The organism is Flavobacterium foetidum (genome assembly GCF_004634245.1).
GTDB lineage: Bacteria > Bacteroidota > Bacteroidia > Flavobacteriales > Flavobacteriaceae > Flavobacterium > Flavobacterium foetidum.
Genome location: NZ_SJTF01000007.1, coordinates 48472 through 72718 on the forward strand (window position 1 = coordinate 48472; position 24247 = coordinate 72718).

24 protein-coding genes and 1 riboswitch are annotated in these 24247 nt (G+C 36.3%); of the genes, 13 read left to right on the forward strand and 11 right to left on the reverse strand.

The features are described from left to right. The first annotated feature begins 12 nt into the window (after positions 1-12). Positions 13-447 (forward strand): response regulator, encoded by a 435-nt coding sequence (locus E0W73_RS10550; protein WP_135222042.1) that lies wholly within the window; start codon positions 13-15, stop codon positions 445-447. 217 nt (positions 448-664) lie between these two features. Here E0W73_RS10550 and E0W73_RS10555 read toward each other — a convergent pair whose 3' ends face one another. Continuing rightward, positions 665-1654, reverse strand: coding sequence for a cobalamin-independent methionine synthase II family protein (locus E0W73_RS10555; RefSeq protein ID WP_135222043.1), 990 nt, complete (start codon positions 1652-1654; stop codon positions 665-667). 66 nt (positions 1655-1720) lie between these two features. Then, positions 1721-2734, reverse strand: coding sequence for an NAD-dependent epimerase/dehydratase family protein (locus E0W73_RS10560; protein ID WP_135222044.1), 1014 nt, complete (start codon positions 2732-2734; stop codon positions 1721-1723). A 150-nt stretch (positions 2735-2884) separates the two neighbouring features. Beyond that, positions 2885-3069: riboswitch (cobalamin riboswitch) on the reverse strand. Positions 3070-3241: 172 nt separating this feature from the next. On the opposite strand from E0W73_RS10560, the gene E0W73_RS10565 reads away from it, so the two are divergent. Beyond that, a complete protein-coding gene (locus E0W73_RS10565; protein ID WP_135222045.1) occupies positions 3242-3703 on the forward strand; it encodes an Lrp/AsnC family transcriptional regulator in 462 nt (153 codons plus the stop codon). Positions 3704-3863: 160 nt separating this feature from the next. After that, entirely contained in the window at positions 3864-5102 is a 1239-nt protein-coding gene (dcm, locus tag E0W73_RS10570; protein ID WP_317129324.1) for a DNA (cytosine-5-)-methyltransferase, read from the forward strand. Here the strand turns inward: dcm and E0W73_RS10575 are convergent. The 5 genes from E0W73_RS10575 to E0W73_RS10595 all read right to left on the reverse strand — a co-directional run bounded on the left by E0W73_RS10575 (position 5099) and on the right by E0W73_RS10595 (position 9618). Continuing rightward, positions 5099-5722, reverse strand: coding sequence for a hypothetical protein (locus E0W73_RS10575; RefSeq protein WP_135222047.1), 624 nt, complete (start codon positions 5720-5722; stop codon positions 5099-5101). The two genes, dcm and E0W73_RS10575, sit on opposite strands and share 4 nt — an antisense overlap. Further along, complete coding sequence (locus tag E0W73_RS10580) at positions 5703-6221, reverse strand: BglII/BstYI family type II restriction endonuclease (RefSeq protein WP_208730533.1); 519 nt, start codon at positions 6219-6221, stop codon at positions 5703-5705. The genes E0W73_RS10575 and E0W73_RS10580 overlap by 20 nt, the downstream gene beginning before the upstream one ends. 322 nt (positions 6222-6543) lie before the next feature. Beyond that, on the reverse strand, positions 6544-6921 hold the full coding sequence (locus E0W73_RS10585) for a helix-turn-helix domain-containing protein (protein WP_244248469.1): 378 nt from the start codon (positions 6919-6921) through the stop codon (positions 6544-6546). 101 nt (positions 6922-7022) lie between these two features. Further along, on the reverse strand, positions 7023-7604 hold the full coding sequence (locus E0W73_RS10590; protein WP_135222048.1) for a Crp/Fnr family transcriptional regulator: 582 nt from the start codon (positions 7602-7604) through the stop codon (positions 7023-7025). A 364-nt stretch (positions 7605-7968) separates the two neighbouring features. Then, a complete protein-coding gene (locus tag E0W73_RS10595) occupies positions 7969-9618 on the reverse strand; it encodes an alpha-L-fucosidase (protein ID WP_135222049.1) in 1650 nt (549 codons plus the stop codon). A gap of 424 nt (positions 9619-10042) precedes the next feature. On the opposite strand from E0W73_RS10595, the gene E0W73_RS10600 reads away from it, so the two are divergent. Next, the gene (locus E0W73_RS10600) at positions 10043-10921 is read left to right on the forward strand and encodes a helix-turn-helix domain-containing protein (RefSeq protein ID WP_135222050.1); all 879 of its coding nucleotides are present in this window, start codon (positions 10043-10045) and stop codon (positions 10919-10921) included. Positions 10922-10997: 76 nt separating this feature from the next. Beyond that, positions 10998-11387, forward strand: coding sequence for a VOC family protein (locus E0W73_RS10605; protein WP_135222051.1), 390 nt, complete (start codon positions 10998-11000; stop codon positions 11385-11387). A gap of 46 nt (positions 11388-11433) precedes the next feature. Here E0W73_RS10605 and E0W73_RS10610 read toward each other — a convergent pair whose 3' ends face one another. The 4 genes from E0W73_RS10610 to E0W73_RS10620 all read right to left on the reverse strand — a co-directional run bounded on the left by E0W73_RS10610 (position 11434) and on the right by E0W73_RS10620 (position 14405). Beyond that, complete coding sequence (locus E0W73_RS10610; RefSeq protein WP_135222052.1) at positions 11434-12606, reverse strand: hypothetical protein; 1173 nt, start codon at positions 12604-12606, stop codon at positions 11434-11436. A 128-nt stretch (positions 12607-12734) separates the two neighbouring features. Beyond that, a complete protein-coding gene (locus E0W73_RS10615) occupies positions 12735-13547 on the reverse strand; it encodes a helix-turn-helix domain-containing protein (protein ID WP_135222053.1) in 813 nt (270 codons plus the stop codon). Positions 13548-13756: 209 nt separating this feature from the next. After that, complete coding sequence (locus E0W73_RS21650; protein WP_262710890.1) at positions 13757-13891, reverse strand: hypothetical protein; 135 nt, start codon at positions 13889-13891, stop codon at positions 13757-13759. A gap of 256 nt (positions 13892-14147) precedes the next feature. Further along, a complete protein-coding gene (locus E0W73_RS10620; protein ID WP_135222054.1) occupies positions 14148-14405 on the reverse strand; it encodes a hypothetical protein in 258 nt (85 codons plus the stop codon). A gap of 308 nt (positions 14406-14713) precedes the next feature. On the opposite strand from E0W73_RS10620, the gene E0W73_RS10625 reads away from it, so the two are divergent. From E0W73_RS10625 to E0W73_RS10660, 8 genes are all read left to right on the forward strand, one after another. Continuing rightward, positions 14714-15850, forward strand: a complete 1137-nt coding sequence (locus E0W73_RS10625; protein ID WP_135222055.1) for a glycosyltransferase — start codon at positions 14714-14716, stop codon at positions 15848-15850. Next, positions 15847-16983 (forward strand): UDP-galactopyranose mutase, encoded by a 1137-nt coding sequence (gene glf, locus E0W73_RS10630; RefSeq protein WP_135222056.1) that lies wholly within the window; start codon positions 15847-15849, stop codon positions 16981-16983. The genes E0W73_RS10625 and glf overlap by 4 nt, the downstream gene beginning before the upstream one ends. Next, the gene (locus E0W73_RS10635) at positions 16983-18128 is read left to right on the forward strand and encodes a hypothetical protein (RefSeq protein WP_135222057.1); all 1146 of its coding nucleotides are present in this window, start codon (positions 16983-16985) and stop codon (positions 18126-18128) included. The genes glf and E0W73_RS10635 overlap by 1 nt, the downstream gene beginning before the upstream one ends. A 24-nt stretch (positions 18129-18152) precedes the next feature. Continuing rightward, complete coding sequence (locus E0W73_RS10640) at positions 18153-18593, forward strand: adenylyltransferase/cytidyltransferase family protein (RefSeq protein WP_135222058.1); 441 nt, start codon at positions 18153-18155, stop codon at positions 18591-18593. A gap of 1 nt (position 18594) precedes the next feature. Next, on the forward strand, positions 18595-19194 hold the full coding sequence (locus E0W73_RS10645) for an SET domain-containing protein (protein ID WP_135222059.1): 600 nt from the start codon (positions 18595-18597) through the stop codon (positions 19192-19194). Between the two features lie 59 nt (positions 19195-19253). After that, positions 19254-19736 carry a CinA family protein gene (locus E0W73_RS10650; protein ID WP_135222060.1) on the forward strand — a complete coding sequence of 161 codons (483 nt, stop codon included), beginning with the start codon at positions 19254-19256 and terminating at the stop codon, positions 19734-19736. A 717-nt stretch (positions 19737-20453) separates the two neighbouring features. After that, positions 20454-22175 (forward strand): flavin monoamine oxidase family protein, encoded by a 1722-nt coding sequence (locus E0W73_RS10655; protein ID WP_135222061.1) that lies wholly within the window; start codon positions 20454-20456, stop codon positions 22173-22175. Position 22176: 1 nt separating this feature from the next. Beyond that, positions 22177-23937: an alpha-keto acid decarboxylase family protein gene (locus E0W73_RS10660; RefSeq protein WP_135222062.1), complete on the forward strand. Its 1761-nt coding sequence runs from the start codon at positions 22177-22179 to the stop codon at positions 23935-23937. The last annotated feature ends 310 nt before the right edge of the window (positions 23938-24247 follow it).

Consider the following 24247-nt stretch of genomic DNA (forward strand, 5'->3'; position numbering starts at 1 on the left):
ACCATCCTAATTATGCAAAAAAAAATACTTCTCGTAGACGACGACAAAGATGACAGAGATTTTTTCATAGATGCGGTTGGCGCGGTTTCAGATGCAATAGCGATTACAGCACTTGAAAGCGGCATCACTTTGCTGCAGGATTTAGATAACGGCAAAATACCTATGCCTGATCTTATTGTGCTAGACATTAATATTCCGCAGTTTGATGGGTGGATGTGCCTATCAGAACTCAAAAAAAGTCTTTTGTACCAGCATCTACCTGTTATTATGTATTCAACATCGAGTTCTTTGCTGACCGCAGATAAAGCCAAAGATGCTGGGGCAGTCTGCTTTTTCAGCAAGCCATTTAATTACAAAGAATACAAAGAAATCATAAAGGAACTTTACCAGCATCTTGAACAAGGTAATTTAGACGAACTTCCAAAAAACTCAAAATATTTTTTTTAACTGACCTTAGTCAAAAAAAATGAATTATAAGATTTGAGTTTTCTAAAATTGCATTGGAACAGTGATATACAAAATCGAAATCGTACCGCTATCAAAGAATCTAAAACCTAACGGTTCTTATTGTAAAATCGATTTTCTCGAGAGTTCCTTGATTAGATGCTTTTAACCGATAAAAAAGGTTCGGAAATTACCGAACCTAATATTTACCAGAACAAACTTATAACACTTTCGAAGCTTCAACAAGGCGTTTCAATTTTGCATGGGTAATGTCTATCGGTACATGCCCGAAACCACATTCACTTGTTAAAATTAAACGCTCGGCGGGGAAATAATCTAAAGCTGGTTTTATTCTTTCTCGAATTTCTTCAACAGATTCCAATGCATCACTTCGCTGATCTATTACTCCTAACGCTAAATCACCTTTAAAATCCCATAAATCAAACAATTCCAGCATATTGTAATTCAACGTACAGTGTTCCAGCATCAGTTCATCAACAGGAACCGCTTTAAATGCTTCTACTAGATCCGTATATTTGGTAAAGTAAACTCGTTTTCTTCTCGGATTGCCTCCGCAGACATGAAGTCCGATGCGGACTTTTTTAGGCAATGATTCAATCAGTTCGGCTAAGATTTGTGCGGCCCAAAGACTTTCTTCTGGAGACTCTGTCCACATAGGTTCATCAAACTGCACGTGTTGGCATCCGAGCGCAATGGCTTCGGCTATCTCATCTCTCAGAACATTTGCCCAAGCTCGGCATAAAGCTTGTCCGTCTGGATAAAGATCTTCACGTTCGTTGACACTGAAACGATATAAAACATGAGGACCAGTTACAGTAAGCTTTACATCAACACCAGCTGGAGCGGCGTCACGAGCAATTTTCCAGTTTCGTGCCGTATCAAAGCGTGAATTTTTAAGTTCACCGACAATTCTTGGACATTCAATTCTGAAACCAGCAGTTCCGAAAGTAACTTTTGGCATATCTTCAAAAGATACTCCGTCTATACGTTTTTGGTAAAAATAATACATATTCTCTCGGTATCCTTCACCATCTGTGATTGTATCAAGTCCTAAATCAGCCTGATCTTTTGCTGCCCATTTGATGTAATCATCAATCTCTTTCTGATTCATAACGGGACGTTTCATGGTATCTTCTAATTTTTCTGGGCGCGGATAACTTCCGACTACTGTATTGCGAAATCCTGACATAATGATATTTAAAATATAAGTTTAATTAATGTTGAAAATGAATTAAACCCCAACGGCTAAGTTTAATTAATAATTGGTTAGTTTTTGTCTGCTTCGGGCTTCCTCAATCTGAGCTCTTATCCCCTCTTCAAGCGAACGTGGCGTAAAATCTATTTCTTCTTCCAGACGGCTGCTGTCACAACGGTCGACTAATGATGTACGAGGTACGCTTTCGTCAAACTCATACTGCGCATCAGGAATAATATGGGCTACGGTCTGCATGAGCTCGTGAGCGGTTACGGAATGTCCTCCATTATTATATGCGAAATGATTCAGAGTCGGTTTTAAAGCAAGTCTTACAAACTGCTCAGCAGCATCATCGACATAAATCCAACAGTCGCGAGATTCTTTTGAAAAAGGGAGTTTGACTTTTTTGCCAAGCGCCGGATTTGTTGCAAACTCGCAAGCCCACAGAACAGAGCCTCTCATTCTTCCATCTCCATAAACAATCGGCGGACGCATAGCCGCAATACTCACTCCTTTATTTTTGACATATTTTTGAGCTGTAAACTCATTAAGCATTTTCATTACGCCATAGGTATAAAAGTGATCATCAAGAGAACAGTAATCTTGTTCTTTTACGGCATAATTTTCATCTCCGTACGCACTGTGGTTTGCTCCGTAAATGGTTTCGCTGCTAGCAAAAACTATGCGAGACAAATTGTGCTGTACTCCCATATCAAACATATTGATCATTCCAAGCATATTCACAGAAACCCCGCGATGCTGATCTGCTTCGACCTCGGCACTCATGAGATAAGCCAGATGGATGACGTGGGTAATATCTGGAAACTCCTCAAAAACTTTCTTTACTTGTTCCTTGTCAGACACATCAAGTTTTATAAACAAGGTCTGCTCAATCTGCTGCTGTATTTCAGCCAGTTTAGAAGAATCTTTCTGATGTTTTAAGATTGCAACCTCTTTGGTCCATTCAATATTCAAATTTAAGTCGGCCGCTATAACAGGAATTTTGCGTTCCCACAAATTGGCCACGACACGCGCACCAATAAACCCAGTGCCTCCAGTAACTAAAAATTTCATAAAATTAGTATTGATTTATGTTTAATCATCCTGTAAATAATCTTAGGCAGAAAAGGAATAGAGAAAACACAACGTAGAGCGTTCCAAAAACCAGATGGGTTTTGGCACCACTTAATACACTGATCTGACCTAAGCTCCTTATCGCGAAAGCATCGTCATTCAGATTAGGCAGGTATCCTGACTTGTAACAATTTTTATCGTCCTTCCCGCTTTTGGCAGTGGAGCTCATGGATAAAAATCTTGATATGTTACTTACAGTTGCGCGACAGTTCGTGATTTTCACACGATTCCCTTTTGATTCACAGCTAAGTAAAACCTAATCCGATCGATAAAACAGAATAAAGCTCAACATTCTAGGCAGCTAAATTCTCCATACAAAGTTAATTGCTAAAACAAAAAAATCTACCAAGCATAGACAGATAAGCTAATTCAGCTATTTTACAATCAAAAACAAGCATTATTCACTTTTTTAAATGTATTTTTGAAACTTAAAAAGATTTTTACACCATGGAAGAACTGGACACTATCGATTTGCTTTTGTTAAAAATTCTTGGAAACAATTCCAGCTACACCATAAAAGAACTGTCGGCACAGGTCAACCTGTCTCCTACCCCTGTCTTGCAACGTGTCAAAAGACTGGAAAATAACGGATACATAAAAAAATACATCGCTTTGATTGATCATGGAAAATTCAGTCATGGCTTTATCGTTTTCTGTAATATCAAACTCAAGCAGCATGACCGCAACATCGGGAACAGCTTTGTTGAAGACATTATGAAAATTGACGAAGTGGTCGAATGTTATAATATTTCTGGAGATTATGATTTTTTACTCAAAGTATTTGCAAAAGACATGAAACATTATCAGGATTTCGTCTTTAATAAATTAGGCTCTGTCGAAAGTATCGGCAGCACGCAGAGCACTTTTGTAATGTCTGAAATCAAAAACTTGCATAATATTACGATTTGAAATTTGGCTTGGAATGTCTGTCACAAGCTATTTTCTTTGAAATTCTATTATTTCATAGATTGGAACACTACATTTTTTGGAATGCATTTAACTTATTTCTCCTATGGCATAATACCTTCTTATTTTTTATATTTGCGCAAAAGGACTACCAATTATATATATGATAAAGACAATAGAATTATTCGCGGGAGTAGGTGGTTTTCGAGTTGGCCTGGAAAGGGCAAACAAAACAATAAACAAGGATTTATACGATGTAGTTTGGAGCAATCAATGGGAGCCTTCTACAAAAACACAGCATGCCTCACTTATTTATGAGCAAATATGGGGAAAGGAAAATCATAGCAATGTAAGCATCGAAGATGTTGAGGTAAATGACATACCGGATCATGACATGCTTGTAGGCGGATTCCCTTGCCAAGATTATTCTGTTGCAACTACATTAAAAAACTCAAAGGGCCTGCTTGGCAAAAAGGGAGTTTTATGGTGGTCTATTCATAAAATACTCAGTGAAAAGAAAAACAAGCCGAAATATCTTATTTTAGAAAATGTAGACAGACTTCTTAAATCTCCAAGTTCTCAAAGAGGAAGAGATTTTGCTGTAATGCTCAAAGGACTCGATGAACTTGGTTATGCAGTCGAATGGCGCGTCATCAACGCGTCTGATTATGGCTTTCCTCAAAGAAGAAGAAGAGTCTTTTTTATTGGTTATCATAAAACATCAAAAACATATCAGAAAATCAAGCCTGATGAGCTCGACAGTTGGGTTTTGTCTGAAGGAATTATGGCAAAGGGATTTCCTATTTCTACGAATGTGATTTCAGAAAGCTATTTTGACATAAAAGGAGACTTAAAAGACATAAGCGACAATTTTGGCGTAGGTCAAAAAATATCGACTTTTTTAAACTCGGGAATTCTTATCGACGGACATATCTACACGGCTAAGACGGTCCAAAATTTTGATGGAAAAAAGACCATTATCAAAGACATTTTAGTTGATGAAAAAAATGTTCCAAGCGAGTATTATATTTCAGAAGAAGAGCTAGACAAATGGAAATACTTGAAAGGCGCAAAAAAAGAAATCCGAAAAAGCATTAGCGGCTTTGAATACAACTATGCAGAAGGAAGCATGATTTTTCCGGATTCGATTCATGAGCCTTCAAGAACAATAATTACTGGAGAAGGCGGCCAATCGCCTTCGAGATTTAAGCATGTAGTCCATACAGATAAAGGCTTAAGAAGATTAGTGCCAATAGAACTAGAAAGACTCAACATGTTTGACGACAACCACACCAAACTTGAAGGTGTATCTGATACCAAAAGAGCTTTTTTGATGGGTAATTCTCTTGTTGTCGGAATAGTTGAAAAAATTGCTGAAGTTTTAGCAACCGAAGTTTCTTAATAAACTCTTTTGCCTGCCTTATTTTCAATAAGGTAGGCAAGTTTTAATACTACATTGATGGGCTGTTCCGATTTTCCCGATTTCGAAAAATAGAAATATCCCTCCTCATCAGAATTCAGTTTCTGTATCGGAATTTTTCCTTCTGAAAATCCAGACCGAATTTCTTCGTTTATTTTGATTATCCTTTCGTAAGTTAGCCCTTTCGAACCGAGAAGATTTATAAGCAAGCTCCTATCAATAGATGTTATTTTACAGCTTTTGAATCCGCTTTCAGGATTGCTTTTTTCATTACAGCCTATAGCTGTTATGCAAAAATATTTATGAGTAGCCTTATTATCGTCAAAGAGCCAACCATTTCGCTGCGTGCCATCTTTAAGGTATGAAATTTCAAATGCAAACGTGGGCAAATCCTTTTCTAAATAATCGAGCTGGGCTTTTTCATCTATAAAAAACTCCTCTTTATTTTTTGTAATTATAAGGTCGATACCCTTATGCTGTTGCTCGTGATCAGATATTCTCTTTACATCAAAACCTTCGAAAAGATTATGATAGATAACATCTAGATACTTTCCGAGCATAATTTCTTTAGAGAGGTCATTATTAAAGCGAGATTTCATCATTTTCTGTAGAAATAATTGCAACATCCTTCATAACAATTTTTCCGATTTTCTTTCTCAATGCATGCTGATGCAGCTGGATGTGAAAACTTTCTGGAGGCTCTAATCCTATAATAAAAAGCGGCACGGTCAATACATTGTTAAGAGGAGGCAGATACTCCAAATATTTTTCGAAAGTTCCCACAGCACCATCAAATCCTCCAGCTCTCTTTAAAGCTTCTGTAGCAGTGATTATGACGCCAATTTTTGTCTGAATGGCTTTATTCACGTGATTCAATTCACTTGCCAAAACTGGCTTTAGTAGATTCCATGCAATAACTGAGGCGTGATTAAAGGCTACCTCAATCGAAACATCTTTCTTGGCGAAATCCAGTCTCCAGGTATCACCTTGGTATTGGCTGTCTTGAAAAATAGACGATTCTTCTTTCCATCCCGAAGCTTTGAATCGCTCCTTTAAAAGACAATTAATCGACTTAGACAAACTTTTAGGCGCATTCTCCATATTAATAGAACAATATCTATTATGTCTTTCTATCAGGTCGTTTTCGGATATTCCTTGAACAATTCTTTATCTCAGTAAACTGATCAATAAACTCCGATTCTTGGAATATTACGCCTGCATGCCTAAATGAATAATGTTTGAATTTCATTAACTTGTATCTTAAAAAAATTGCTTCTGCTTTTTATAAAAACAAACTTACAAAAACATCTCTTACAATTTGCCTTATTTAGTTTTTCTAATTTTAAAATTCTTGTTTAATCAATTCTTCGTTTCTATATTATTTAAATTTTTAAAGGCTTAAACTTTATAAAATGACCAAGTTTTACACAAGACCACATTTTTCTTTATAGTACTGGACTTCCTTATCTGTTTTTAGAAGAAGTTTTTCTAAAAGTTCAATCTTATCTTCATAAAGCTTTTTAAGAGTGTTAAAACTTACACCATTAGAACTATCACATACCACATAATTTCTAGCTTCAACAAAATAACTGCTCTTTTCAAAATTGATTATGCTTTCTATGGGCAATTCTAAAATAACAGACAATTGTTCAAGTTTTTCAATACTCAGGCTTGCCGTCCCTCTTTCAATTTTACTATATCCTGCCTGGGTCATTTCAAGTTGCTCTGCGACATATTGCTGAGTGTAATTTTTCAACTCTCTTATACTTTTTATCTTATTACCTATTGACGTCTTTATCATACTTAATCTCTTTTGGCTGTTACTAATTTTATCGCTTTCTCACAAAATTAAGTTAGGAAATAAAAAAGAACAATAACATTTGTTTACGTTTTCACGTAAAATCACTCGATACCTCGTTTCAGGCGGCTTAAATGAACTGGAGTTATATTGAGATAGGAGGCAATATAATGCTGGGGCACTCTTGTAAGTATTCGCGGATAGGCAACATTCATGCTGTTATACCGCTGTAAAGGAGTTTGCGTATAAAGTCCTTTGATTTTCTCATTCATCATAAAAAAATAATCCTCAGCAATGAGCCTTCCTAGTCTTTCTCCGTTCTTAAGGTTAGCATAAAGCATGTTCAACATCTCATTGGTAATAATTATCACTGTAGTGTTTTCGAGAGCCTGTATATAAAAATCGGTATGAATCTCTTTTAAAAAACTTTGATAATCTGTAGCAAAAGTATTTTCAAGCGAAAAATGGAATGTTTTTTCATCACCATTCTGATCTACAAAATAAATCCTAAGAATACCTTTCACCACAAAATATATTTCGCTGCAAATCTCTCCTTTTGAAAGGATTATTTCTTTTTTTTTGAATTGCTTAAACGATAACATCGATTTGCAATACTCCCACTCCACATCATCAATTTCTACATAATGACGTATTAATTCATATATGCTTCCAAATTCTTGGCTCATATCGCTCTTTGAATTTTCAATTAATACTATTCATTATTTATAACGCCTTAAGAACTTTTCTTATTTTGAAATGTAAGCAAAATAATCTCTTAGCTTGCGAATTGTTACAATTACAAGCATACTAAAATTAACCCGTTGGATGAAATAGAATGAAACAGCTTCTTTCGAAAATTAAATTCTAATTTAATCTGCTAAAATCTGCGTGAAATCCTTTTGTTTATAAATTTTTCACGCAGATTCAAACAGATTAAAGCAGACTTAGACAGATTTACAATTGAAAAAAATAATTTCACCCAACGGGTTTATTTTAATGAAAATATACGTTTTTCAATGAATACGCAACCTTTATGTCTCCTATTTTTTCTTAGATTTTAATTTCTAACACATTAGCGTAAGAGAGTTCAGGTTTTCTATTAGGGAATTGCACTTCTAAACCATTTGCACGTTGTATAAACTGAAGCTTTTCTCCTGTCGCTAATAATTTAACACCCTTAATTTTTTTGTCAATTAGCCCTGCTTTCTTACCCAAGCTTTTAATAAAAACAGCATTTTCTGGCCATTCCATCACAGTTGCAAAAAGCTGACCGCCTTTTTGTACAAATCGAATATCTTGATCGGTATACGGTTTTCCTTTGCCCTCATTAAATCCTTGTGCCTTTAATGATTCTGCCGTTTCCTGTTGCGGGCCTTCGCCAAATATTTTCCATGGTCTTGTACCGTAAATGCTAGATCCGTTGATTTTCATCCAAACACCAATTTCTTCTACAATGGCACGTTCCAGCTCATCTATGCTGCCGTCACCTCTTACCGGAATATTAAGCATTAAGTTTCCATTCTTACTCACCACATCGACCAGCGTATGGATTACAGTCTTAGCCGATTTATATTTTTTCTTGTCATACACACTGCGATCATAATGCCAGTTTCCGATACAGGTATCTGTCTGCCATGGCAACGGTTCAATTTTATTGCTCTGTCCTTTTTCTATATCCCAGACAATGGCTTTTCGTTGCTGTTCGGTTAAGATCTTGCCTGTTATTACTGCCTGTACGGTTGAATTCTTTTTCAAGCTTTTATTGTAGAGATGTGCTGCTATTCGAAGACCTGCATCGCTTATGGGCCATAAAGGCAAAGCTGTATCATCAAAGTAAACCATATCTGGATTGTACTTATCTATTAAATCTATTGTTCTGTTGTAAAACTTTTCACAATAAGCCGTTGAAGGTATAGAAGCGCCGTCTCCCCAATCCCACTGGCTGTTTACAGATGAATCCTTTGATGGTTTTTCGCTTAGTGGATGATTTTGAGCATAAAGGTCCTGAGGATCTAAACCTTCCCACCAAGTTCCCTTTCCATCATACTTTGTGAGGCGTCCGTCATAGGGCACTCCCGCCAGCGGACCGTTTTTATCTGTACCTTGAGCAGTATCAAACCAGTTCCAAGCATGCGCTGCATGAACGCTTACAGCAAAAGGCAAATCTGCTTTTCTGGCTGCTCTCTCCCATTCTTTGATAATGTCTTTTTTGGGTCCAATTTTAGTCGAATTCCATTGTGGCTGAAATGTACTGTCATAAAGGTCCAAATTGTCGTGATGGTTTGCCATTGCCATAAAATACTTTGCTCCGGCTTTCTTGTACAGATCAACCAGCTCCTGAGCATTCCAGTTGTCAGCTTTCCAGACATTGATAACGTCTTTAAAACCAAATTTAGAAGGATGACCGTATTTTTCGAGATGATATTGGTACTGACGCGAACCTTCTTCATACATTCCTCTACCATACCAATCTCCTGCTTCGGGCTCGCATTGTGGTCCCCAGTGCGCCCAAATTCCAAACTTTGCATCTCGAAACCAATCCGGAACCTTATATTTCTGAAGTGAATCCCACGTAGGTTCAAATGGTCCTTCCAAAACAGGCGCTTGCGTGTCAAGAAACTGTCCGTGAGCCAATAAAGGCGATAGATAAAGTCCTGCCAAAGCGGACATTCCTAATTTTAAAGCATTTCTTCTGTTCATCCTTTTATGTTTTTACATCGTTTTGTTTTTATTTCAAATAACTCGTTGTGTGAAATTATTTTCAACACATAGAAACATAGCTTAACTAAACTTAAAAAAGGCGTTTCACTAGTTTTGAATGCACATAGTTAGCTATGTTTGGAAACTTGTTTCTTCCATTTTCTTTTTTCGCCACAAAAAACTATGCCTCTATGTGTTAAATGCTTCTATTTTTTAATTACACCCAACGGATTCAAATAATAATTTAATGATCATCATAGATAGTAAGAAATAAATACTAAAACCTGATTTAGACAAATATTTTATTTATAATTTTAACAATTGTTTTTTCCTCATTATAAAAGTAAAGTTAATCGTAGCGCCTTATATAATTTTATCTAAAAACGATTTTTTATTACCTAAAAGCGATTTTTATAAAAATACTATGCCGAAAAATGTCTTTAAATATTCTTTTTCACTATTACATATTGACTACGTAAAGCTTAATCATAAATGGAATTACTTTAACGTTATCAGTCCGTACTATCGATTGTATTATATTGATGAAGGAGAAGGATTTATTTCTGACAGTTACGGAAAAAAGACTTTAGAACCAGGATATTTATATCTAATTCCAAGTTATACTATCTGCAATCTTAATTGCGATGAATATTTAAGCCAATATTTTATTCAATTCATTGAAGAGTCTGCCGATGGGGTTTCCTTATTTGGCAATAACAGAAAAGTTCTTAAAATCGCTGCAGAGCAAACTGATATTGTCCTTATTAAAAGAATGCTTCAAATTAATCCTGGAAGAGGAATCAATAGGTCTGATAACCCGCAAGTATACGAGAGAAATGCTTACTACAAAGAATATATTGCGTTGAACGACACTATGAAAGCAAGCCTTAAGTTTGAAAATCAAGGAATTATGTTGCAGCTGTTGTCAAGATTTCTACATAATGACGATTTGCAAACATCTGCAGTGCAACAGATTCCTTCTAAAATATTAGACACGATGAGTTATGTTCAGATTCATTTGAACAAAAATATTACCGTTTCACATCTGGCTGAGCGAATCAATCAGAATCAGGATTATTTTTCCAAACAATTTTTGATCCATACAGGCCAGCGTCCGTTAAATTTTATCCATGAAAAAAAAATAGAGCGTGCCCAATACCTGATCGCCACTACCAATAAGACATTTTTAGAAATCGCATTAGATACTGGTTTTTCAAATCTTCCGCATTTTTCAAAAATATTCAAACAGATAACTAGCCTGACTCCTAAGGATTATCGCGCCCAAATTAGTCTTTTAAAGTAGAAAAAAATCCTTAACACTAATAAAATAAGGCCATAAAACAGTTTTTTGTATATTGCATGAAAATTTAATCTACACTATGAAAACCTATTTAGGACGTATTATAATCCTAGTCAACGACTATGATGTTGCTTTCGAATTTTATAAGAATAATTTTAAATGCGAAAAAATATTCGATCAGACAGTTTCAGAAAATCTTCGTTTTCTTCATGTCCGATTTAATGGCGATGTCAATAGCGGAATATGGTTTTTAAAAGCTGAAACACAAGAAGAAAAGTCCCTAGTCGGAAAACAAACTTCGGGACAGCCTCTTCTTGTGATCTATACAGATTCCTGCGAAGATCTTTATAATTCTATTAAGAATAACGGCGTAGAAATACTTGAACCTCTTGTATCTGACGAAGGAAGCATTTATTTTCATTGTGCCGACCTTTATGGAAACCGCATTACGGTAGTAGAACTGCTATAGTTTTAAACTCTATTTTGTGGATTACTATTGTGAGAGGTTATGGGAATTACTTTATGATTTGTTCAATATAGGTTTCTAACATTTGTTTTTGGTATCCTTTGAATGCTGCTGTCAGCAACTGAATCTCATTCTTATATTTTTCTTTATTTGCTGAATTGAAAAGTTCTCTTGCCAATTCCAATATTATACGTTGCTTTAAAGAAAGATTGCCAAAAGGGTCAAAATAAGAATCAATTCGTGATTTATTTTTCACCCCATTCCAGCTGAATTTCTGTTCACCGACATTATCCAGCAAAGAACGATACAGACTTACAGCTTCTTTAGAAGAAACTTTTTTTTGATATAGTCCATATTTTATTTTAAGAAAAGCTGTTTCAGCAGAATTATCATCTTTTAAATGCTCAAACGCATATTCTGTTAGTTTTGTGTTTACTTTTCCAAGATAAGATTGCATACCAAGAAGATTAAAGGATAAAATAGCAAAGGCATCTTCTTTTTTAAAATTGTCATGAATTTCTTTTTCGGTTATAGTTCCGAAAGAACTGGGTTGCAAAATTTCGTACCCATTTTCTTTGAGGTTTTTCTCAATGTCATTTTTATGAAAGGCTCCGATCACCACCAATACAGTATCTGATTCTTTATAATTTTCTAATACCTTTTGTATTCTTCTAGCTTGGAGGAATGTACGATACAAAAATAATCTCCTCGGAAAATCAAAAGAGGTCTTTTCTGGATTTGTTTCATACCACGATGCAATACTATCTCGATAGGATTGTTTATCTGCAAAATACAAATCGGCATCAAAATCATTTTTTTCTGTAAAAACGGTAAAACCTAAAAAACCGCTTTTTTGTCTTGTAAATGCAGGCACTTCCAAATCTTTAATTCCAAATGCTAAATCCATATCATTCTCTGAAGGAATCCAGTCAATCGGATGCAAAGGTATACTCTTCTGTTTTGCATATGGTAGTAGTACATATTGTTGCTCGTAAGTGAACTCATAAAAATCATTTTTTGAAAATTCTTCAGGCGAACGTTCAACACAGATGCCCGATGGTTTTACTCTTTCAACAAATGCGCGAATAGCTGCTGGTTGCTGACCAAAGTTTACAAGCTGGACAGAATGACCGACACCCAATACTACTACTTTTGCTTTCTGTGCATTTAAAAAAGGGATGAAAAGACTATTGAAAAGCGTTAAGAGAACAAGCTTCCTCATTATTATAAGATTTTAAATATACATTAACCTACATTTGTTTATTTCTGTAGTACATCGATACAGAACAAAAGTTTTATTGCAAAGAAAATGGACGTTACTCTTTTAAAATTGTAAAAATGGAAACAAGGTTAAAGAAAAAACCAAATAGTTTCTTTTTCAGTGTCTACTTGCTCAAAAAAAGATTTAGGACTTTTGAGGGTAAGATCCTTAAAATCTTTAACGAAATGAGATTGATCATAGAATGAGTTCTTGTATGACAGCTGGGTGAGGTTTTTCACTTGATTTTTATCGAAGATAGCTTTTCGAAAGCGATGAATCTTTCTATATTCCGACGCAGATTTTCCGATATTCTTCTTAAATAGTTTATTTAGATATTGTCTAGACATTTTATGCCTTTTTGCAATCTCTTCAATTCTAGTATTTGTCTCGATTGCGGCAATTATTTCTTTCATCGTAGAAAAATCTTTTTCTACAAATTTTGACAGCCAATAGTCTTCGAGCTCTTCAATTTGTTTTTCCCTATCCAAAATACCGAAAATTTCTCCCATTTTAGTTTTGAAATCTGAAAACGGGTTAAATTCAATTTCTTTTGTACTGTCTTCGTCATAATAATTCTCTACCTTGTCTAAGAAAAAATGTATACCCATTGGCTTAAAATAAATAGTAACTTCATTCAATGGCTTTAAATAAAATATTTCAATAGGCGTGTTGTAGCGGTATGTAATATTAGAAAAGATATTTTTTTTCTCCGAAGGCACAATTACTATCTTATTGTCACTTTGTTTGAGAGAACCGTTTTGGGTTATGGTCACTATAGTATAATTGTTTGGAAAAGTCCAATAACTTATAGCGTCACTTTGATTGTCTTCGTCAATAAAATAATATCCTTCTATATATTTTTCCAGAATTTTATTTATCGGTTTGTAAAATTTTATTTTCATACTTTAATTTAGACAATCTTTTCTATTAAAAGATGGATTTGAAGCGTCTCAATAATGATTGCCGATGCTAAACTTTTTTAGAGCTTATTTGATAAATGCGCCCTGCTCGCTTGGACTTACAGATTTTTATATCCTAATTCAGCATACAGTTCTGCGACAGCAGAAGAGGAACAAGGCGCATTTTTTTATAACCTACGGTCAGGATTTATTTAGGCAATTTCGGAGATAAGCAGGACTGCTATAAAAGAAAGTATAGAAAAAACCATCACATTGATGATTAAGCTTTTTCTTTTTACTGAATCCTGCGCCTTCTCTATTTCATTTATTCTTTTTCTTTTTTGCATAATAAACTTGTATTTTAACTTTAATAAGCGCAAAATTATTGTGCATACTCAAAAGGTATTTACAATTTTACTGTCCGTTTTATCATAATTCGAATTTAAAAGGCTCATTCTGAAAAAATTTCTGTTGTAAAAAGAATCATGATAAGTCCACGCTTTTACTATCCTGTTTTATATTCAATCAACAAATGTAAATAAATAAAGCTGCCAGTTGGCAGCCTATTCTTTTAAAACTAATCAAAATCACTAGATTGTAAATCTAAAATTTTTCCGAATTTTCTTCTGAGTCATGTCCTTGTTGCTTTACCAATTTATTGTAAATCCCCAAAAGAAGAAACGGCGAAGCCCATTGCCCCACAAAAAGTGCCGAATGTCTTTTGCCTAAACATTTTAAAGTTAGTGAAGTTCCCATTGCAGCCAGAGAAGCGTACAAAAATAAATCTGATGGCAATTTTGAAGTCTGCTCTTCGATTGCTTTAGCAGTACCGCCTTCGGTGTTTCCATTTTCTAATAACATAATTTGTAGTTTTTAAATTAGTAAGCCGAAAAGTAGAATTTAAGCAGGTTCCTTATTTACAGAATTAAGTTCCAATCTTACATACTGAGCCTTTAAACATTTGATTTAAAAACAATTACATACTTGTAATAAATCCCAACTCCTTACGCGTCACAGTTCCAAGAATTTTAATACTAAAATGAGAATTATATAATTTCAGTCGTTTTAATTGTAAGAATTACCTTTTATCTGCCGATACATTTGCTTTCATTCACATGAGTTTAAGAACTACATTCTTTTGTACCACAATCAATTAAATCCATTTTATTATGTTAAACAATGTAAAACAGATAAGCAAAAATAATAACGCGATTCCTGTTATAGAACCGCATCAGGCTCAGTACTACGATATGATCGTATTCAGCCACCTACGTTGGAAATTTGTCTTCCAGCGTCCTCAACATCTTATAATTCGGATGGCTCAAAATATAAAAGTACTTTTTGTTGAAGAACCTTTACGAAATCACCAAGATGACAAACAGGGAACTCTTACGGAAATCAATGAAAATCTCCACATCCTGCAACCCAATGTAGATCATATCGAAGATATTGCAGTTGTTCTTCCTGCCTTTGTCTCAAATAGGAATATTAGTCTGGCTTGGTTCTACTCACCTGCTTTTTGTCCCTTGTTGAGTGTTTTTCAGTTTGATACCATCATATATGACTGTATGGATGAACTGACGTTATTCAAGGGTGCGCCTCCACAGCTAATCGAACAGGAAAAATACCTAATGGCCAATGCCAACATCATTTTCACAGGCGGCAAATCACTTTATGAATCAAAGAAACAACTGCATAGCAACGTTTACTGCTTTCCAAGCTCCGTAGACCAAGAACATTTCGCTAAGGCTCAAAGCAACATCTCTGTTCCTGTTGACATAGGCGATTTACCTACGCCAATTGTTGGGTATTATGGAGTTATTGACGAGAGAATCGATTTGGAACTAATAGCGGCAACTGCCAACAAACTTCCCGATGTGTCTTTTGTCATGATTGGTCCAATGGCCAAAATTGAGGAATCTGAACTTCCAAAATCATCCAATATCTATTATTTGGGAATGAAGTGTTATAACGAACTTCCGTGCTATTTAAAAGCTTTTGATGTTGCCATGATGCCCTTTGCACTCAATGACGCAACGAAATTCATTAGTCCAACTAAAACACTAGAATATATGGCTGCAAAAAAACCGATTATTTCCACTAAAATTACCGATGTAGTACGCGATTATTCTGAATGTCTGAATTTAGTTGACAATGCAGATGAATTTGTAGAAGCCATCAGAAACTTCATTAATAAAAATACTGATAATGAATGGAAAGAGCAGTATGAAGAAATCCTAGAAAGAACTTCTTGGGACAGGACTGCAGACCAAATGAAATCAATCATTAAAATTTTTGCCCGATGAAAAAGACAGACATTGTAATTGTAGGCGCAGGCATTTCGGGAGCAGTTTTAGCAGAGCGGTATGCCTCAATAGGAAAAAAAGTACTTGTTATAGAAAAGAGAAACCACATTGCCGGAAACTGTTATGATTTCATAGATAAAAACGGAATATTGGTTTCAAAATATGGAGCTCATTTATTTCATACCAACGATAAAAGTGTATGGCGTTATGTCAATAGATTTTCCGACTGGTATCCTTGGGAACATAAAGTTAAGGCCAGAGTAGACGAAAAATTAGTTCCGATTCCCGTGAACATCACTACAGTGAATGAGCTGTTTAATTTATCAATCAGAAACGAATCGGAAATGCAGACATGGATTGACGAAAATCGAATTGCTGTAGAACAACCTCGTAATGGCGAGGAAGCCGTCCTCAACCGTATAGGACCAATTTTGTATGAAAAAATGTTTAAGCATTATACCAAAAAGCAGTGGGACAAATATCCCGATGAACTAGACGCTTCGGTATTAGAACGCATTCCGGTGAGAACAAATTTTGACGACCGTTATTTCTCTGACCAGTATCAGGCGCTCCCGAAACAAGGCTATACTCAACTGTTTAAAAACATGTTGGAACATCCTAATATTGAAGTCCTGCTGGAAACCGATTACTTTGATGTAAAGGAGGAATATCAAAATTATGAAAAGCTCTTTTACACTGGTCCAATTGATCGTTTTTTCGAATTTACTGGCAAGATTAGCGAAAAACTAGAATATCGTTCAATTCATTTTGCCACTGAAACTATTGATTCTGAATTCTATCAGGAAAATTCCGTAGTCAATTATCCCGGAAGAGAAACTCCCTTTACACGTATTGTAGAATACAAACATTTTGGAAACCAGAAATCAGAAAAAACAACTATTGTAAAAGAATATACTACTGATATTGGAGAACCTTACTACCCTGTCCCTAATCCAAGAAATAAGGAGATTTACAGCCAATATAAAAAAGAAGCAGACCAGCTTACAGATATCTATTTTGTAGGAAGACTGGCAAATTACAAATATTTCAATATGGATGAGGCTTTTAAAAATGCATTAAATCTTTTTGACGCTCTCCAACAGGATAAAGACATCTTAAAAACCGCAGTATAATGACAAAATTCAATACTTTTTTTATGGCTGGATTTGAATGTGCAGACCACATCAACCGCAGCGGCGAAAGAATCAATCTTTTAAAAGAAACGCAGCACGATATTCGAGTAGAAGAAGATTATCAGGCTTTGAAAGATATAAATATAAAAACAGTACGGGAGGGCATCTGCTGGAGCGAAGTAGAAAAAAGTCCTGGCGTATACGACTTTTCAGAGGTGCTCAAGCGTATTCGGGCGGCTGAAAAATGGGGTATACAGCAACTTTGGGATTTAATTCATTTTGGATATCCCGATGGGCTTTTTCCAACTCACCCTCAATTCTGCAATCGGTTTGAAAAATTGTGCGAAGCTTTTGCCCTTTTTTATAAAGCCCATGCCGTACAGCCTTTGTTTGTAATACCTATTAATGAAATAAGTTTTCTCGCTTGGCACTCTGGTGATGTGAGAGGCACAGTGCCGTTTGCTATCAATTCTGGATGGGACATGAAATACCATTTGTGCAAGGCGGCTATTATAGGAATAAAAAAGCTTAAAAATATCGATTCAGAGTGTACTGTAATTCTAGTCGAGCCATTAGTGAAAATTCATCCAACAGAACAAGAATATCATGTTCTGGATATGAACGAACATCAATTTCAGGCAATGGACATCATCGCTGGACGCATGTGCCCCGAACTTGGAGGTTCTGAGGAGTTTTTAGAAATACTGGGGTTCAATTATTACTGGGATTGTCAATGGGAAGCTGGAAGTAAGCCACTTGAATGGCCTGAAGAAGTGGGAAATGAAAAAAGAACACCGTTATCAGATCTTCTTTATAAGGCATATAAAAGATATGAGAAACCTATTTTTATTTCAGAAACAGGGCACTTTGGCACCACAAGAGCACTTTGGATGGACGAAATTACCCACGAGTGCATCAAAGCCCAAAAAAACGGTGTCGATTTGTATGGAATATGCATTTATCCAGCAACAGACAGACCTGATTGGGACAATTTGAGCAGCTATTGCGACTGTGGCATCTGGGATCTAGACCAGCATAAGAACCGAAAAGCGTATCAGCCATACATCGATTCGTTGCTGAATGCACAAGAACTACTAAAAAAGCAATATGGTTTTCTGAATCGTGTTGCAGATTTCTTTAAGTAAATGTTTAATTAAAAAATAATAAAGATGAAAGTGATTAAACCCGTTATCGGCATAACATTTAGCGCCTTCGATTTGCTTCATGCCGGACATGTTAGGATGCTCGAAGAAGCCAAATCACACTGCGATTATTTAATTGCAGGATTGCAGACCGACCCGTCTATAGACCGACCTGAAAAAAACAAGCCAACTCAGTCGGTGGTAGAACGCTATATCCAGCTTAAGGCCTGCCGTTTTGTAGATGAAATAATTCCGTACACTACCGAACAAGATTTGGAAGACATCCTGCAAGCCTTTCCGATAGACGTCAGAATTATAGGAGAAGAATACCGAGAAAAAAATTTTACAGGTCGAAATTACTGCGAAGAAATGAAAATCAAACTCATTTACAATAAACGAAAACACCGTTTCTCGAGCAGTGGCCTACGAAAAGAAGTATATGAACGTGAATGCCTAAAATTAGTATAATATGATACATCCCGATACAGAATTACGTTTTATTAGTGAAGAAAAAGGATATGGCGTTGTGGCATCCAAATTTATTCCACGAGGCACTATTACTTGGGTACAGGATGATTTGGACCGTGTATTTAAACGTGACGAACTTCCAAGCCTAAACCCTTTCATTAAGACATATCTCCAAAAGTACTCCTTTACCAATAAAAATGGGGATATAATATTGTGCTGGGACAATGGCAAATTTGTCAATCACAGTTTTAAGCCTAGCTGTTTCAGTACGCCTTACGATTTTGAGATTGCTATAAGGGACATTCATCCAGGTGAAGAACTCACAGATGATTATGGCTACCTCAATCTAGAAGAACCTTTCACTTGCATTGACGAAAATACAGAACGCAAAACCGTTTATCCAGACGACATACTGCGTTATCATCAAGAATGGGATGCACTACTTTTAGAAAATGCGCATGAAGTTTTAAAAAGAGACCAGATTTTACTGGACCTCATACCCAAAAAAACATGGTGCGACTATGTCACTGCCGTTTACAATCCTTCACAAATGCGCTCCATCCTCGAATGCTACTATCAGCAAGAACATTCTCTTCTTTAGATTTAAAAAACACTAAAAAAGAGAAATTAGAAAAAATGTAAAATAAAAAAAAGACAGCCATGCCATCAGAAATTGTAATGAAATGCAGCGCTTTGCTGAAAAGAAAAAAATGGAATATTGCATTTGCGGAAAGTGTGACCGCAGGAAGACTTGCTTCAGAATTCTCTATGACCAAACATTCCGGAATTATACTTCGTGGCGGTATTGTCTGCTACGAAGTTTTCGTGAAAGAACAGCTCTTGCATGTACCCCATAACGTGATTAAGGAATGTACCGCTGAATCGGCAGAAGTTACACAACTGCTGGCCCAGCAGAGTGCTAAACTGTTTAATGCAAAAGTAACAGTGGCGCTTACTGGCCTAGCTTCTTCTGGAGGCAGTGAAACCCGTCAGAAACCTGTGGGAACCATTTTCTTTTATATTATAATGCCTTCTGGAACCATCATCCATCGCGAATTATTTCATGGCACTCCCGAACAAATCATTCTGCAGGCCGTAGATAAAACCGCTCAATTAATTACTGAAAACATTGAGAGCCTTTAGGTTGCCAATAACCCAGAAAGCTTGTTATGCAAAAAATTAAACTCTAGTTTTCCCACATTTTCCGCAATATTTGCAAATCTTAGCTTTAGCTTTGAAAGACTATAGTTTGTATGAATGTCCATGTATCGTCATAAATGTCTATTTCTGAATCTTGATTTTCTGATACTAATTTTATTTGCTCTTTCTTCAGCATGTTCGAGATTTTCAAAGGAGACATGTGGAAACTAGGAAATTCTTCATTTAAAACAACACCTTCACCGCTACTCAGCTATTTCAGGATTTGTACCCCAAGAACTAAAATTACTATTCGTAATTTTTTATGTTTAACGCTGTCTCATTCCCTCCTCTAGGTGCAATTCCTTTTCTGCATTTTACCAGCAGATCTTTTAGAATGAGCTCCACATAAAACAATTCGTCATGGACGGAGGAAATGATAATTGTAATTTTTTTTACATGTCAAATATAACTTATGCTTGAAATTTCGTCCTTAAAAAAAATCTCATCCCGCATAAAATCACTTTTGTACCCAATAATAACGGCCTGGTGTCATTTCTTTTATTTTTATTTTATAGCTGTTCTAATTTAGATTCCAATCAAACACTTTACGATTGATTATAGATATTGCTTTTATGTAATTTCTGAAACACAAAATGGGTCCATTGGACTTTAAATCCGACATCATTTAGAAAAATAAACTAATAACCCAATTAACTAATTATGGAAAACTACTTACACGGCTTACTTGACGAAGACAACGATGTCATCATCCAGCAATACTTAAAGTATATTGACCAGGGAATTCCCCGCACAGATAAACCCAAAAACGTATTAATTATTGGTGCCGGAATGGCTGGTATGGTAGCGGCAGGTATGTTAAAAGAGGCTGGCCATACTGTTACTATAATCGAATCAAACACCCGTGTGGGCGGCAGAATCAAAACTTTTAGAAACTCTAAAGACAAGAAATATTTTGAAGATGATACTGTTTATGGTGAGGCAGGCGCAATGAGGATTCCTACCATACACCAAATGGTACTCAAATACATCGATAAACTCGGACTCAAAACCGAGCCGTTTTATTACCTATCTGTTGATAAAGAGCAAGCGATCGCTCATCAAGCAGATCCGGATAAACCTGAGCCTGAAGTGACTAGAAACTCTCTTTTTTATGTGAACCGCAGACGTGTTGTACAGAACGAATATATTCCAAAAGATAAATCTAAAATCGTTGATGTAAATAAACTGCTCGATTTTAATCTAGGGAGCAGTGAAAACATGCGTGCCGATCAATTAATGGCCAATCTTATTAATCCACTTAAGGCTTTTATTGCCGAAGATCCCGAGAAAAACTGGCCTTTGCTTATTGAACGTTACGGAGAATATTCAATGCGTCGTTTTTTAAAGGAAAATTCAATGTATTCGGAGAACGCAATCGAGATGATCGGAGTTATGCAGAATCTGGAGTCCAGAATGGCTTATGACTTTATCCAGAGTTTTATTGAACAGAATATCATTAAGGATTCTACTCGGTTTTTGGAAATTGTCGGCGGAAGCGACCTGCTGCCAAATGCACTTTTCAAAGCTCACAATCTAGAGGAAAATACCTATTTTGACTGCAGAATGACTAAAATGATGCTCGTTAATGATAAGGTAAAAGTTGAGGTGGATATCGAGGTACAGCGTGACTTTGAATTTTATGAAGATGCAGGATTCAAAGCATTAAGAACACCGGTAAGCGAGCTGGAATTTGATGAAATAATTGTTACCATACCCTTTTCGGCATTACGACATGTGTATGTAACACCACAGTTCAAGCAGCTTAAAAGAAAAGCAATTCGAGAACTGCACTATGATTCTGCAACTAAAATACTGCTAGAGTTTCGTGAGAAATGGTGGCAGGAAGAACCTTATAACATTGTTGGAGGCGGTACGATTACTGATTTTTCAAACCGTTTCACTTATTATCCAAGCAATGACTTAGGAAGTAAAGGACATGGTGTCATACTGGCATCCTACTGCTGGTCTGATGAAGCTAGCCGCTGGGATTCTATGGATGATGATGACAGGTATTTTTACGCACTTAAAAACCTAGCCATTATCCATTCTGATGATAAAAAAGAACAGCAGCGTATTATAGACCTTGCCGTAATCAGCTCCAGCATCAAGAATCGTAAAGACAAAGCCGGAAAATTAATTGGAGGTGCAACACAAAGCTGGATGCGCGACCCGTATGCATATGGTGAAGCCGCAATCTTTAATCCAGGACAATTGCACTTATTGCAGCGTCACATCATTTCGACCGAATGGAATGGAAAAGCTCATTTTGCCGGCGAGCATACTTCTCTGAAACATGCCTGGATAGAAGGCGCAATTGAATCAGGAATACGCACCGCGCTTGAAGTCAACGAAAATACTGGTAACCTTAATAACCCGATTTAAGATGTCACAGAAAAAAATCTCTGTTGCCAAATATCTGCAGATACGCCTTGAACAATTAGGATTAACTCACTTATTTGGAATTGCGGGCAATTATACCGCACCTTTTTTAAACACGATTCAAGAAGACAAAAACGCAAAAATCAAAATCGTTAACGACACAAATGAAATAAACGCTGGGCACTGTACGGATGCCTACGCGCGTCAAAACGGTTTTGCTGCAGTAGCGGTAACCTACGGTGTTGGAGCATTTACCCTGCTTAATTCGGTTGCAGGCTCTTATGTAGAACATTGCCCAGTTCTTGTGATTAATGGCGCTCCAACCAACAAAGACCAGCAGAGAAGCCTGGTTCAAGGGATGCTGGCATCTCATATGACAGGAGACATGTACAGTAACATCAATGTGTTTCGAAATGTTACCGTCGCAGCGGAACAAGTCACAGGTTCATCCGATGCTCCTTATAAAATCGATTCAGTGCTGAATGCCTGTATTTTATATGGAAGACCGGTTTATCTAGAAGTTTTTGAAGATGCATGGCGTATGGAATGCAATCCGCCTGAGGCTCCATTAGCAAATAGAGAAGTATCTAAATGCCAATCAAGTGCACGCAAAGCCGCCAAAAGAGTAGCTGCAATGGCACACGGAAAAGAAATTATTTTCTGGGGAGGCATTGAAATTCAGCGCTACGGCATTCAAAAAGAATTTCTGGATCTGATAGAAACAACCGATACAGAGTTTGTGACCTCAATACTCGGAAAATCAATTGTATCAGAAAACCATCCTAAGTTCAAAGGCGTTTTTAATGGCAAGGCATCGCCAAAAGATGTCAAGGAAAAATTTGAAAAAGCCGAACTGAAAATCGGTCTTGGCGTTTGGACCACAGGCAAAAATCTAGGTGGTTTTGATGTCTGGAAAGAAGATACTGTACTTGCCAATCACAGTGGTGTAAGGATTGGCGCTTCGTACATTGCCAATGTATCGCTAAGGGATTTTATATTATTTCTGAAAGAGGAACTTGCGAAAGTTAACTTTAGCCCGTACGAAATGTATGATGCAGAGCAACTGCCTGAATCGTTTTTTTTAGCCGATGACAGCATTACGAAAAAAGGAAAACCGGCGCTTACCTATGATAGCTTTTTTAAGCGAATCAATACTTTTATAGACGAAAGACATATAGTTGTTGCCGATGCGGGTTTTCCTCTATTGGGCGCGCAGGGAATTCGTATTGCCGAACCGAATGGATTTGTGGCTCAGGCATCATGGCTTTCGATAGGTTATTCCGTTCCTGCAGCGACCGGAATAAAATGTGCCAGACCTGATAAGAGGGCTGTCGTATTTGTTGGAGATGGTGCTTTTCAGGAAACCTGCCAGGCTATATCTACACAAAATAAACTAAAACACGACACCGTTGTTTTTGTATTGGATAATGGTATTTACGGTATAGAACAAATGCTTGTTAATCCAAATCCGTTTCGTGGTCCAGACAAGGTAGAATACAGCATTCCAGATTTAAATAACGTTTACAATTACAACGAAATGCATCGCTGGAAATATGCAAAACTTGTAGATGTATTTGGAGGCAGAGGCTTCGAGGTCAGTACACTAGACGAACTCGAGGAGGTCTTAAAACAACTTGACAGTAGTAAGGAAAATACCATTGTACATGTAAATATACCTAAAACATCTATTCCCGAAGCCATTGCTTACAAAACAGAAGAACCCGGAGAAGATGAATTTCTAGATAAAGACTGGAGTTTATGTTAATTTGAAAATTTGTGGGTTAAGAACTTTCTGCTGACAGTGACATACATTTTAATCCAATTAATCCGTTGGGTGAAATTATTTTTTCAATTCTATTAGATCTGCTTAGATATAAATCTGCTTTAATCTGTATGAAGCTGTGTGAAAAATTTATAAGCAAAAGGATTTTACGCAGATTTTAGCAAATCAAATTAGATTTTAATTCTCGAATGAAGCTATTTTATTCTATTTCACCCAACAAGTTCCAATTACTTTTTTTTATTCCATAACATATCCGCAAAAACTGTAATCTGGCTTTGACAAATTACAATCT